Here is a 14,138-nt window from a genome sequence, read left to right as displayed (position 1 = left end):
AGAGGAAGGTCGACTAAAACCGGGCTTGCCGTCCGACGTCGGCATACCCCTGTTTTAGTGGCATGATTCCTAAATCTTTAGTTGATTCGTTCCATTCGCTACGTTGCTAAACGGGCGCTTCCCGCCTTTGTTCTCGTCTAAAATGGGCAAATGTCACACCTTTTTATTTGTAGCGTATACTAATGTAACTGAGGGGTGATAATATGGAAACACAATTAATAAGCAATCGAAACGGGCAAGTAAATATTATTTTAAAGGAGAAAAGCACCTCCCATTTGGCGTATACAGACCAACGAGTATCGAAAAAGAAAAATCCATTTAATCATATTGATGAAGCATTTGCTTCGTTTGTAGGTATGAAGCAACTAAAAGAACGAATTAAAGAAATTTATGCAACGGTTGTAATCAATGAAAAGCGAAAAGAGCTTGGCCTTATGAATCACCAGCAAGTATTGCATATGCTGTTTAAGGGGAATCCAGGTACAGGTAAGACAACAGTTGCAAGAAAGCTGGCTAAGCTATACTATGATATGAATCTTCTCTCCAAAGGGCATTTTATTGAAGCGGAACGGGCAGACTTAGTAGGTGAATATATAGGCCAAACAGCTCAAAAAACACGTTCCATTGTGCAAAAAGCACAAGGTGGCGTTTTATTTATTGATGAAGCCTATTCATTAGCACGTGGCGGTGAGAAAGATTTCGGCAAAGAAGCAATTGATACATTAGTAAAGCATATGGAAGATCATCAGCACGATTTTGTATTAATCCTAGCCGGCTATCCTTACGAAATGGAACGATTTTTGACATTGAACCCTGGGTTAGAATCCAGATTTCCGTTTATTTTGGATTTTCGTGATTATGAAGCGGGCGAATTACTATCGATTGCGAAACGGATGGCTACAGACCGTGAATACCAGCTTACTAGAGATGCGGAGCTGGAATTAAAAGCCCATTTAATTAAAAAAACGCGTGCGTACAACCGAAATTTTTCCAATGCCCGCTATGTTCGTAATATTATTGAAGCCGCTATCCGTATGCATGCAGTGAGATTACTGGAAAAGGAGCATTTTTCAGCAGACGATCTTATTTACTTAACGATTAAAGACTTGCAATTAAAACCAAATTAGCATACTTATACAATTTTATGTATGGATGTGATACAGAGGGGAGCTGTCACATTGGTGAATGCCCCTCTCTGCTTATAGGTGGAAAACCTTATTTATGAAGCTTTCCTCCTCTCTTTGTAGTAATTAGATAGATTACTGGCATTCATGTTGAATAGTTCCCTTAAAATGATACTGTTACCTAAAATAGAATTATTGTTCGAAAAAATAAGCTCCATTATGAAAAAACTTTGTTGTTGGGCATTTGCTGAGTGATTTGATATGATAGGTGGGGAAGATCGCAATTAGGAAAAGAAAGAGGTTCTGTTTGTGGCAAACGAAAAAGTAATAATAATAGCAGTAAAGCAACAAAAACAGACTAACGTTCATTTTGAATCTTCACTTGCGGAATTACAATCATTAAGTAATACTGCTGGTGGAGATGTCGTTCAAATATTTACTCAAAACAGAGAAAAAATGAACCCTGCTACATACCTTGGTTCTGGAAAAATAGAAGAAATAATAACTTCCGTTCAGGAAAATGATGTAGATTTAGTAATTGCCAATGATGAGCTTTCACCTATCCAACTTCGCAATTTAAGCATAGCATTAGGAGTCCGAATGATTGATCGCAGCCAATTGATCTTAGATATTTTCGCTCAGCGGGCTCGAACGAAAGAGGGGAAATTACAAGTAGAACTGGCTCAGCTGGAATATTTACTGCCAAGGCTACGGGGCCAAGGGACGGAATTATCCAGACTAGGAGGGGGAATTGGAACGAGGGGACCAGGTGAAACAAAGTTGGAAACAGATCAACGCCATATCCGCAGACGAATCCATGACATAAAACAGCGTTTGCAAACGGTAGTTAAACAGCGGGAACAATACCGTAAACGAAGAAAGACAAATGATGTAGTGCAAATTGCTATTGTTGGTTACACCAATGCAGGCAAATCAACGCTGTTTAACCGACTTACCAACAGTGATTCATTAGAGGAAGACCAACTGTTTGCGACACTTGATCCACTGACAAGGCAGATTCAATTACCCTCTGGCATGAAAGTATTAATTACGGATACAGTCGGATTTCTGCAAGATTTGCCTACATCTTTGATTGCTGCTTTTAAGTCGACCTTAGAAGAAGTGACAGAAGCTGACTTTCTCATCCATATGGTTGATGGCTCTCATCCGGATTTAAATCAGCAGCAGGATACCGTTTTACGTTTATTAAAAGAGCTTCAAGCTGATACAATTCCAATGCTCACTGTCTATAATAAGAAGGATCTATTCGAACAGGATGTTATTCCAATGAATCACCCATATATGTTTATGACTGCACATCGTGAAGCAGATATACAGCAGCTACTACGTAAAGTAGAAAATCTGTTAAAAGCGGAATGGCAATTTTATTCTTTGTCCCTTTTGCCAGACCAAGGGAAATTATTGCAGCAATTAGAGCAAGATACCATTATCGAATCAAAGCTATTTCTTGAGGAAAAACAAGTATACAAGATAAAAGGATATATGCGAAAAGATATCCCATTAAATCGACTATTAGAGGAGTAACTACATGATAGACCAACTAGCAAAACAAGCAGAAGAGGATTGTAAACATCAACATGCAAAGATTAATGCAGTGGTTGAGAAAAACCAAAGGCGTGTATTGCAAGCATTTCAAAATCACCGCGTAAGTGACAGCCATTTTCAGTCAACAAGTGGTTATGGGTATGACGATTTGGGACGCGAAGTACTGGAAAATGTTTATGCTACGGTGTTTGGTGGGGAAGATGCATTAGTTAGACCGCAAATTGTTTCTGGTACGCATGCGATTACAACGTCGCTGTTTGGTATTTTACGACCTGGAGATGAACTATTGTACATTACCGGGAAGCCTTACGATACATTGGAGGAAGTAATTGGTATTCGAGGAAGAGCAGCAGGTTCTTTACGTGATTTTCGTATTAGTTATCAGCATGTAGAATTATTAGAGGATGGAGCGATCAATTTTCAAGCAGTAAAGCAAGCGATGAATGAGAATACTAAAGTAATTGGCATTCAGCGTTCCAAGGGATATGACGATAGACCATCGTTTACAATTGCAGAAATAAAAGAAATGGTGAACTTTGTTAAATCCATTTATTCTGATGTAATTGTATTTGTTGATAATTGCTATGGCGAATTTGTCGAGGAACTCGAACCGCCACATGTAGGTGCGGATTTAATCGCTGGTTCCTTAATAAAAAATCCTGGCGGTGGAATTGTCCGAGCAGGTGGTTATATTGTTGGAACAGAAGCTTTAGTCCAGCAATGTGCCAATCGCTTAACTGCGCCTGGACTTGGTAAAGAGACAGGCGCAACATTTCATGTTTTACAGGAAATGTTTCAAGGCTTTTTCCTTGCTCCTCATATTGTCGGTGAGGCTCTTAAAGGTGCGGTATTTACTTCAAGACTTATGGAATTGGCTGGATATACAACATCGCCACATTATGAGGTAAACCGTACAGATTTGATTCAATCTGTCACGTTTTTGGACAGGCAAGAAATGATTACATTTTGCCAAGCAATACAAGAGAACTCACCAGTAAACGCTTATGTAAAACCGTATCCGAGTGAAATGCCAGGATATGAAGACGAAGTGATTATGGCAGCAGGAACATTTATTCAAGGCGCAAGTATTGAGTTATCTGCTGATGGACCGTTACGTCCTCCATATATCGCCTTTGTCCAAGGAGGTCTAACGTATGCACATGTGAAGATAGCTATTACGGAAGCACTGAGAAAGTTACAGCAAAGATGATGAAATAACAAGTTATAAATGGAAAGCCTAGTGCTCAAATGGAACCGAGCAACATGTGGAGAGACATAAGACTCCCAATGCTGGGAGCCTGAGGAGTATTAAAGGAGGATATCGGGTTAGAGTTTTCCGTAAACTATTACAATGTTTGATCCATGAAGTTTTAATTAGAACAAACCGATTTATCCTGTGTATAAGAGGTGCTGTAAGACGCTTCAGGAGTTGGATAATTTATACTGCTACAATCTAATTGGTAACAGCACCTAAATGCCCTGTTTCGTAAGGCTTTTATTAGGTATACCATTACGGCACTAACAAGCCGTGGGAGATGAATGAAAGCCCTACTGATTGAAGATTCACTTTATCCGCTCTGTTATTTATAGAATTTGGAGTGGCTATGTTTAGCTTAAACATGAGTAACAATAGTTTGGATAAATGCAGAAAGAACGAAAAGACCTATCTAGTTTCCAAATAGTAATATAAAATTTCATTGGATTATTCACGAATTTGTATCCGTAAATATTTTTAGCTTCAGGGGTTTTAAATAAAACAGTTAGCTGAGTTATTGAAGAAACTCGCCATTAAAAAACTACTTTTCACGGTTTAAGAGATACACATACATCATTTGATTTGCTCAAGGCATGATTAGGTGCATTTACTTCAAAGAGATTAGGGGATATATATTCATAAGACACAAAATTATTATCTGGAATTAATGCCAGAAAAAAAGCTCCAGCAAGATGCCGATGCTTTAAGCCTAGTAAGTGCTTTGTAATATTTTTATCGATTTGACCAAAAGGCTCTTGTAAACGTTGGTATATCAACAATCCTATTAACGTTTTGAGAAGCGCACGAATAGACATTTCTTGATCATATAGCGTTCTATACGTGCTTGTCAAATGCGGGTAAGATGTTTGTCGCTCATAACAGCACCTCCGTGTATGTGTTAGTGTGGCTACTTACATTTTACACGAAACAGTTATGATATAAGAATAGCTTTAGTTAGCCTAATTGAATTAGCCTGTTACATATACTTGAAACGGTAAAGTCATGGGTAACAATAACAATTGTTTTACCGTTCTGATGAAGTTGTTTTAAGATGTTTAGAATTTCATCACGATTCGTAGCATCTAACGAACCCGTAGGCTCGTCTGCTAGAACTAATTCAAACGGTTTTAATAACATCCTAGAAATGGCTAAACGCTGCTGTTCTCCTCCTGAAAGTTCATATACTTTCTGATTTAGCTCTAAATCTAATCCAGTTTGAGCGAGGACTTCTTTTTTTAGTTTTTCCTTTTCCTTCTTTGTTTTTTTAGAATATACCAAAGCCACATCTAAGTTTTTGCTAATTGTTTCATTATCCATTAATGCATAGTTTTGAAACAAATAAGCTAGCTTATGACGTAATATTTCAGTAACTAGCCGTGAATGACGAAATGGGTTTTCTGTTCCGAACAAGTGGAATTTACCGCTATCAGGCTTTTCCAATAAACCGATAATGTTCAATAATGTTGCTTTACCGCTGCCGCTTATTCCAGTAATAGCCAGAAAGTCACCCTGATCAATAGTTAATGAAAAATTTTGTAATATATTTTTATTTCCATAGATTTTACAAATGTTTTGTAGTTTGCAAATTTCCCCCAACATTTCTCCTCCCTCCATTAACTAAATTATCTGGTAAATATCTTTCGCTTATTGAATCTTATAGGCTGTTTCGCAAAACCATTATTGTTTAATAATGGCTACTGAAAAAGGTTGCATTATTTATTCACTTTGAATCACTTGTAAGCTATTTCTTTTTTCAATTATTATTATGGCGATTGCGGTTATTACTACTTCCATCATAAGCAAGATCATTACAATTATTAAAAACTCCCTTAGGTAAGGGACAATGAGACTAGTAAATGAATACAACTGGGAAATGTCAATAAATACGCTAATACATACAGACAAAAAGAATATAATCAATAACAACAAAAATGCGGATTTGTATGTGTTTATAAAATGAACACCGAACAAGCGTTTAATTATAAATTGTTTTGCGTATTTATCAAAATATATGAGCAAATTTTGTATCGTTAAAAAGATATAAATGCCTAGCATTCCTAATATCACCAATAATATACTTTTAATATCTTGATCTAGGCTTTCCAGTCTTTTATTTATGAATTCCTGATTTGTCCGTATGTCAATACTACTCTCCAATTTTAGACGTTCCAACTCTGACTCGATCGTCTTATATGTTGCTACGGCATCGTTATTTTTTAATTTTACTTTTAATGGATCTCCAAGCCCTTTTCCTAGTATACCACCCCGATAAGTAAAAAGATGATTTTTTTCAGTTTTTATGTGTATCACTGGATCTATAATTAAGTTGTTATTTTGGGAAGACACTTCCGGATTCATACTAAATACACGTTGGTCCTTTTGTATCCAGATGATCTTTAGCTCTTGCCCTTGATCCAATGCAAGATAAAAATCTCTTGAATCGTTAAAATAATCTAGGATTTCTTTTTCTTCGTGTTTATATTGTTCCGGAATCAAAATTATCCAATTTTTATCTGTTTCGTCTATCTGTATCTGCTCTCCGTCTGCATTATAAATAGGGGAGTACGTTAAAAAATTCAGGTTCACTATCATGGAAAAAATCCCTGCATAACCGCGATTTTGCCACAAGAACTCTTCTTCATACTCTGTAGCATCCACATATAGAGCCCCTTGACGGTTTAAAATGTTATATAATTCGGCAAAAGCCTGATCGCTTCTGGATAAATCCTTTTCCATCTCTTCTGGGCTATAAGCAGTTGTATATCCAGTATAGGCCTCAATCACACCATAATCATCTATATTATTCCATTCATCCAAATGTTTGAACATGTACTGTTCATCTTGTAATTTAGTATACTGGCTGATCACATCAAGACTAAGTAGAATAATAAATGTAGCAATAATAATTTTGCTAAGGATATTTAAAAAGAATACAACTTTTGTTTGCTTTTTATTTTTGATCATTTTATCTAATTGCCTTCCAGCAACATATGTATAACATATAGAAGATAAAACCGAGAGAATCAGATAAGCTAAAGCTAGCTGAGTTATGGAGTTTTTAATAAAAAAAACAGGGTGGCTTAAAAAAGCGGAAAAAACTAAGGATACTAAAGTTAGCGTTAACAGCATTGTAGTTAAAAGTTTCCCGATAAAAATCCACCAAATCTTGAAATTAGATATTCCGTGTAGTTTCATAACCCCGATTTTCTTCGATATTTTTAGAATGTAATACATCATTAGAAAAGCGGTCAAAATAAACATAAACTGCTTATTGGTATTTAAATTGGATAAATCCTTTTTTGGAAAAAACTCTTCTATTGGTTTTATAAAAGCTTCCGAAGGCTGTAAATCGGATATTTCAAATGTGATCTTGTCGGTTTTCGTTTGTTTTTGTACATATGTATTTAACCCATTAAGAAGACTATTTAGAAAATAATCTAGCTGCTTATCATCTTTTGTTTCAACAAAGTAACGTCCATATACAGGTAGATAATCGAATGATGTTTGCAATGATTTAATAGTAAGCTGCATATTTGGGTTAAATATGCGAATGTGACCAATCTGGTTATTGTTGTTTGTTTTAGTAGAAGATATATATAAATTACTGGCTTCATTCGATAAAATCTTTTCACCTTGAATTGGTTGTAAGAGATGATAAAATTTCGTCTTTGGGCTGGTTATCATTATATATTTGATATATTCAATTTGCTCATCTGGTCTGTAATATTGGGCACCGCGAAACAAGTTTACTTTTGTATCAAGTGCTGCTTTTTCCATTATTTCACTTACATCATCCGGGTTTTTTAAAGCTTTATGTTCCGGCATAAAAAATGGTTGAGCGAATTCTCTTTCTATCATCGCAATGTAGTTAATTTCTTGATTTAAAGTTTGCCAATATGAAATATAGGTAGTTATCAAAAAACAAAGTAAAAGTGCTAAAAATACCATTCTTTTCATTGGAAGGCTCCCATCAGAGTGGAATTGAGTAGTATCAAAAGGAGCGTTCATGGCACTTTATATTTTCGTTAGAACGCTCCACGATTTTATTAAAGTTTACAATTTGTATTCCAATACGCATAGCCTGTTAGATTCGTATTTTTACTCTTTTGGCTGGCATATGAAGTTTTATCTTTTTTTACACAAGATCGATTTGGAGTTTTTGCACCTAGCTGAGCTGAAGACCCGTGAGTTTTATTAGGATGCCAGTAATTTGACCATACTTTTTTTCTTTTCCATTTTAGAATCCCGCTAGTTTTTGTACCATATTCCCATGTGCCGCCGCCTACTTTTTTGCTTGCGAATACAGTAATAACTCTATCTTCTTTTAATTCTATTCCACCGCTATCTGCAAAAACAGGGACTCCGAAAGATAGTGCTAGTACTAGTGACAGAAAAGTGATAAGCACCCTTTTTTTGGAGTTTTGTTCATTTTATTCCCTCCTTCCCTTTCAGAAAATAAATAGTAAAATACGTGATGTTTAGATTTATAATTAGAGCGTAGCATATAGCGTTACTCTTGGCAATTGATATTCTGAAAAATCTGAAAAAATATAACTAATTGAGTTAGTGGCAACTTTTATGTCATATAACCTGACATCTAATTGACATGTTAGATTACATGACATATAATAAAAAAGTATTATGATTTAGGGGGTCATGAATTGAATGATAAGGATCGGCGTTCCATGCCTTTATTTGCTATCGGCATCGTAATGAAGCTTACGGAATTAACGGCTAGGCAAATAAGGTACTATGAAGAGCACGGTTTAATTCATCCTGAGAGAACAAGTGGCAACCAACGATTATTTTCTTTTAATGACGTTGATCGTTTGCTCGAGATTAAGGATTACTTAGATAAAGGTCTAAATATCGCAGGTATTAAGTTGCTATTAAATGAAGGAAAAACAAAGCAAGAATCACAAGTGAAAGATTCAGAATCATCCCAGATATCTGATAGGGAATTGAGGAGAATTTTAAGACAGGAATTAAATGAACCAGGTACTTATAGGAAAACCAACTTACGTCAAGGTGATCTTTCTAGATTTTTCACACGTTAAACTCGGTTCAAAATGTAACCTAAATTTCTTGTGAGCTTGAAGCACCAGAAGCAGCAAAATTATCTGGCAGCAATTGATAATCAAGTACTCTTTACATTTTGGTTCGTTTAGGGAAACAAATGGATATTAGTACGTGCCCAAAGTGGGAATAAAACGAACCAAACTATTCTATACCTGTCTAGTTTTGGGTGGTTTACATGAATAGCAGAACCACCTGAAACAAACCAACAAAGAATCGGTTGCGTTCATTTTCTGCCATTTTTGAAATTCACACTATTACTATCTATTTGTTTTCCTATTCAAATAAATAATTATTTATATAGGAGGACAAAGTATGGGAAGAACTTATACGAGAGAAGATGTAGTAAGACGCATTAAGGAGGAAAACGTCCGCTTTATTCGATTGCAGTTTACAGATATGCTGGGAACCATCAAAAATGTGGAAATCCCACTTAGCCAATTGGATAAGGCGTTAGATAATAAAATGATGTTTGATGGCTCCTCCATTGAAGGTTTTGTTCGCATAGAGGAATCTGATATGTATTTATACCCTGATTTAGATACATTCGTTGTTTTTCCATGGACATCAGAAAAAGGGAAAGTTGCTCGCTTCATTTGTGATATTTACAAAACAGATGGTACGCCTTTTGAGGGAGATCCCCGTTATAATTTAAAACGTAATTTAAAGAAAATGGAGGAGCTCGGATTTGATGCCTTTAATATTGGTACAGAACCTGAATTTTTCCTCTTTAAGCTCGATGAAAAGGGTGAACCCTCTATGGAACTAAACGACCATGGTGGCTATTTTGACCTTGCGCCAACCGATTTAGGGGAGAATTGTCGTCGAGACATCGTTCTTGAATTAGAAGAAATGGGCTTTGAAATTGAAGCTTCCCATCACGAAGTCGCTCCTGGACAACATGAAATTGATTTTAAATATTCAGATGCCGTAAAGCATGCTGATGATATTCAAACATTTAAACTTGTGGTTAAGACGATTGCCCGCAAGCATAATCTACATGCTACGTTTATGCCAAAACCACTATTTGGAGTAAATGGGTCTGGAATGCATGTCAACATGTCGCTATTTAAAAATGGCGAAAATGCATTTTACAATAAGGATGGCGATATGGGATTAAGTAAAACTGCTTTCCAATTTATCGCTGGGATTATTAAACATGCCGGTAGCTTTACAGCAATTACGAATCCAACCGTTAATTCCTATAAACGTCTAGTGCCTGGTTATGAAGCACCAAGCTATATTGCTTGGTCTGGCGCCAACCGAAGTTGTCTCATGCGTATTCCGAATTCCCGCGGTATTAGCACACGTGTAGAAGCTCGTAGTGTTGACCCTTCAGCGAATCCGTATTTAGCACTTGCTACTTTACTGGCTGCTGGGTTAGATGGGATTGAAAAGGAAATGACACCACCACCAGCTGTCGACCGTAATATTTATGTGATGTCAAAAGAAGAACGCGAAGAAAACGGCGTTCATGATCTTCCTAGCACATTAGCTGGCGCTTTAGAAGAATTAAAGAAAAGCGACGTTATTGTTAATTCGTTAGGTGAGCATCTATTCGAGCATTTTATTGAGGCAAAAGAAATCGAATGGGAGATGTTCAAAACACAAGTCCACCCTTGGGAAAGAGAACAATATTTGAGAACTTATTAATTACGGAAGCCCTTGGCACTGTTGGTGTCGAGGGTTTTTGGTTTTGTAATCAGGGTCATAATTTAATGGTTTCTTGGTGAACGCCCAGAGATTACCCAGAAAAATATGCATAAAAAATTATTCATCTAAAATACTACTCATATGATTTTCGAAGTCACTCATGCCTTTTTCTTTTATCCTAGTTAATCTTTCTTGGATTTCTTTTATTTCCCTACCTGCAAATTTTAGTTTTATTGTGAAGTTCTTGAAGTATAAAAAAGACGATCAGTAAAATTAAAAAGCTCCTCTTGGTTGAGGAGCATACGTGATGTAGGCAAAAATGTATAACTATTTACTTTTTTTCCTCTCTATTGATCCCCAAATAAAGTAAATCAATCCTAATATTAGAGCAATGCCACTTAGTATCAATAAATCATTTGGTACATATGATAAATGTGCTATAAAGTCATCTTTAGACCAGTTGTTAGCGTTTGCTCCTGAAATAGCTGCACTAATATATCGAGTACAATATAGGATTGTAGACATTAGAAGGAAAATAGAACCTATCATTATTTTATTCATAAATTTCTCCCAGCATATATTAAAATTATAACTCTATAAATTCCATTCTATATAATGTTGAAGCCCAGCGTATCTTTGGCCTGTAACTTAGACCAACATAGCTTTTCCTTTGAGATACCATTTATTCTTTCGGCTCGTTGATGTTACATTTGTATTTTTATTAGACTCATTTTCAAACCTCTTTTGATAGTGTTTCGTTTTTGTCAATTAATTCCTCCTCAGAAATTGGTTCATAATAAAAATCCATCACAGTTTCACCAGATTTTAAACTTTCGTAAAGAAAATCATTTTCTGTTTCTGGCTAACTTGATCAGCGTAGATATGTGGTGAAAACATATATCAATAAAAACTTAATTTTTCCTCTAATTAATTTTATTATTAACAATCTAACATTTTAATTGAAAAATTAAAACATATCCTTTGATTTGAAGCAAATGGTGTTATACAACTTCCATATTCTTAACTGTTTCTAATCTAAATAAATGTTGTGCAAAATTAATTGGATATTATAACAATTTATTTCTCAAGTGGATGTTTATACTCGCAATTATCTACATTTCCAGGAATTGTGGCAACAGCTATGTGGGATGTATGTAATTATAAAGCAAATAAAAAATATAGAAGTTGGATTATAGGAGGGAGACTTTGGAGAAGTTAACCACTTTGGATTTATAACTTATTTCATCAGAATTCCGTTTGTATTTTCTATAACTTGGGTGATTTTTGCATATATTCGAGCTGATGGTAGCTTGTCTAGGATTATTCCAATAATCGGAGTTTACTACATCCTTATGAGTATTTTGGGATATATAACCATTAAAAAAAATAATTCCATACTCAAATAAGGGAATGAAATGATGTTATTTATTATCGAAAATTACTTTAAAGCATAATCAGCCTCTTAAAAAAGCTGTTTTTGTTTTATTCAACATCAGGCGGCACAAACTTCATGTAATTCGTTCTCTATTGTTCTCAAACTCAACAGCCTTACGCACAAATACCTAGTACATATTTTTGCAGTCATTTCTCGCAATTGAACTGGCGTGCCAGCCAAATTTATTATTATGCTGCGGCTTGTATGTAGTTTTACCGATCCGTTTAATATTCAAGTGGTTACCGGTTGGATAGTTTTTTTATAGTGGCAGCTAAATCTTTTTCAATAAGTCTATGGCTTCGTCTGTAAAAACTGAGTGAAAATCAGGTTCATGCAAATAGTCGAAGTATTTCTGGTCATGTTTAAATACAGCTTTGACCAACTGCGTAGTTATAAAGCCTCTATAACTAGTTGTTTGAGTGATCAGGCCGTATTTTAGGAACAAGTGTTCTTATTGTAGGTGATTAACTAATGTTGATTAACCTCATGCAGTTATTGCCTACCCCTTTTTTAGTTAAAGGAATAGGCTATTATTATTAATTTGGGATGTTATTCAAGCTTTGGATTTGGACCATACTTATTTTCATTTGGTTCACTATCCAAAATTAAAAAGATAGTTAAAATAATCCAACCAACAAATGGAATGAATATGATAAAGTACCACCAGCCTGATTTACCTGTATCATGCAACCGTCGCACAGTAACAGCGAGTGATGGTAAAATCATAGATATATAGAATATTGTTAGTAAAAATGTTAATATACCTCCACCGATCCCCAGGTCAGCATCTGTGCTGCTTGTGCCATAGGCTGTTTGATCATCACTTAGTAACTCAGGGCTTACGAGTGACAGCAAAAGTACGGACGCAAAAAGAATTAACATGTAGACCAATGTAAACATCCAAAACTCTTTTCTTCTGGCACGTCCTCTAAATGTAGCATAATTTTTCAAGCATTTTATAAACCATTTCATACTTTTCCCTCCCTTTTTCAACAAAGAATTATATCATAATTTATCATTTCTTTAAATATTTAACTGAAATTCCATATTTTATGTCTCCTTGTATTCTCAATATCCTTTATGAGAAAATTAACAATCCAGGTAAACGGCTACAGTAACAAAGCAGACCGAAAACAAATACACTTTACTCGAGCAGATAGCGAAATTAAAAGTCTCTTCGCTATTTAGTATTGAAACAGATGATAGTATAGGAGGTTTTACGTGGAGTGTCGGGCATGATATCATTTTCTATGTGTGAGCCAATATCCTTTTCATATTAGCTGCTTGGCTCATAAATCATGCCCGCCGAGGCTCCATGTCAAACCGACTACGATTCTATCTTTTGGCTATGCTACCAACATTAAATAGCGAGGAGCCAATTAAAAGAACAAGGCGATTTCACGGATGAAGAATTCCACAAAAAAAGAGATACTAAAAGGATTTTTATCCCGACTTAAAAAATGTTGCTAGTTCATTAAAAAATTAAACATCAATCGATAAAAAGAGCCTGCTATTTAGCAAGCTCTAAACTAAAAATATTCACGCACAGATACGTCACAAAACACGCACATAAGAATGAAAAAGTAGGATAAATACTGAAAGACTAGCTGTATAAAACCCTATTAGAACGTATTTATTGAAAGCATATGAAAAGTAATAAAGTAAAGGGCATAATCAAAACACAAATCCACCCTAGGAAAGCGAACGGTATTTGAGAACTTATTAATAAGCAGAAACCCTTGGTAGTAATGGCGTTAAGGGGTTTTGTTTGTCCTGAGTGGAAGGTTGGATTTTCTGTAATAATTCGTATCATCATTGGATACGCAGTAAAATATATAAAAGAATGATTTGCTGCTGTATACAGAAGGGTACGATAATTTTCCCAGTCTAAAATTTAGGATGCAAATTAGAAAATAATTTCAAAATTTTAAAGCAAAGGTGGCAATTTGTCGGTGAACTTTCCAAGTTGATGAAAATGAGGCTTATGAGCTATGAACGCTTCATTTTGCTACTGCCAAGACTACCATCA

11 protein-coding genes are annotated in these 14,138 nt (G+C 35.4%); 5 read left to right on the top strand and 6 right to left on the bottom strand.

What is annotated here, in order from left to right:
• The first annotated feature begins 203 nt into the window (after positions 1-203).
• From KBP50_RS09355 to KBP50_RS09345, 3 genes are all read left to right on the top strand, one after another.
• Entirely contained in the window at positions 204-1,127 is a 924-nt protein-coding gene (locus tag KBP50_RS09355) for an AAA family ATPase (protein WP_050352821.1), read from the top strand.
• Positions 1,128-1,433: 306 nt separating this feature from the next.
• Positions 1,434-2,669, top strand: a complete 1,236-nt coding sequence (hflX, locus tag KBP50_RS09350; RefSeq protein ID WP_050352822.1) for a GTPase HflX — start codon at positions 1,434-1,436, stop codon at positions 2,667-2,669.
• 4 nt (positions 2,670-2,673) lie between these two features.
• Positions 2,674-3,900 carry a methionine gamma-lyase family protein gene (locus tag KBP50_RS09345; RefSeq protein WP_050352823.1) on the top strand — a complete coding sequence of 409 codons (1,227 nt, stop codon included), beginning with the start codon at positions 2,674-2,676 and terminating at the stop codon, positions 3,898-3,900.
• A 593-nt stretch (positions 3,901-4,493) separates the two neighbouring features.
• Here the strand turns inward: KBP50_RS09345 and KBP50_RS09340 are convergent.
• The 4 genes from KBP50_RS09340 to KBP50_RS09325 all read right to left on the bottom strand — a co-directional run bounded on the left by KBP50_RS09340 (position 4,494) and on the right by KBP50_RS09325 (position 8,351).
• Positions 4,494-4,760, bottom strand: coding sequence for a hypothetical protein (locus KBP50_RS09340; RefSeq protein ID WP_156875388.1), 267 nt, complete (start codon positions 4,758-4,760; stop codon positions 4,494-4,496).
• 139 nt (positions 4,761-4,899) lie between these two features.
• Positions 4,900-5,544, bottom strand: coding sequence for an ABC transporter ATP-binding protein (locus KBP50_RS09335; protein ID WP_175609399.1), 645 nt, complete (start codon positions 5,542-5,544; stop codon positions 4,900-4,902).
• Between the two features lie 117 nt (positions 5,545-5,661).
• On the bottom strand, positions 5,662-7,902 hold the full coding sequence (locus KBP50_RS09330; RefSeq protein WP_050352826.1) for a DUF1430 domain-containing protein: 2,241 nt from the start codon (positions 7,900-7,902) through the stop codon (positions 5,662-5,664).
• 89 nt (positions 7,903-7,991) lie between these two features.
• Positions 7,992-8,351, bottom strand: coding sequence for a lactococcin 972 family bacteriocin (locus tag KBP50_RS09325; protein ID WP_050352827.1), 360 nt, complete (start codon positions 8,349-8,351; stop codon positions 7,992-7,994).
• A 279-nt stretch (positions 8,352-8,630) separates the two neighbouring features.
• Between KBP50_RS09325 and KBP50_RS09320 the strand changes: the two genes are divergently transcribed.
• A complete protein-coding gene (locus KBP50_RS09320; protein WP_050353536.1) occupies positions 8,631-9,002 on the top strand; it encodes a MerR family transcriptional regulator in 372 nt (123 codons plus the stop codon).
• A gap of 334 nt (positions 9,003-9,336) precedes the next feature.
• Positions 9,337-10,674 carry a type I glutamate--ammonia ligase gene (gene glnA / locus KBP50_RS09315; RefSeq protein WP_050352828.1) on the top strand — a complete coding sequence of 446 codons (1,338 nt, stop codon included), beginning with the start codon at positions 9,337-9,339 and terminating at the stop codon, positions 10,672-10,674.
• Between the two features lie 327 nt (positions 10,675-11,001).
• Here the strand turns inward: glnA and KBP50_RS09310 are convergent, their stop codons facing one another.
• Positions 11,002-11,235, bottom strand: coding sequence for a hypothetical protein (locus KBP50_RS09310; protein ID WP_050352829.1), 234 nt, complete (start codon positions 11,233-11,235; stop codon positions 11,002-11,004).
• Positions 11,236-12,658: 1,423 nt separating this feature from the next.
• Positions 12,659-13,081, bottom strand: a complete 423-nt coding sequence (locus KBP50_RS09305; RefSeq protein WP_050352830.1) for a DUF805 domain-containing protein — start codon at positions 13,079-13,081, stop codon at positions 12,659-12,661.
• Positions 13,082-14,138 lie beyond the last annotated feature (1,057 nt).

Source organism: Virgibacillus pantothenticus (assembly GCF_018075365.1).
Lineage (GTDB): Bacteria > Bacillota > Bacilli > Bacillales > Amphibacillaceae > Virgibacillus > Virgibacillus pantothenticus.
This window is presented reverse-complemented; position numbering and strand designations above follow the sequence as displayed.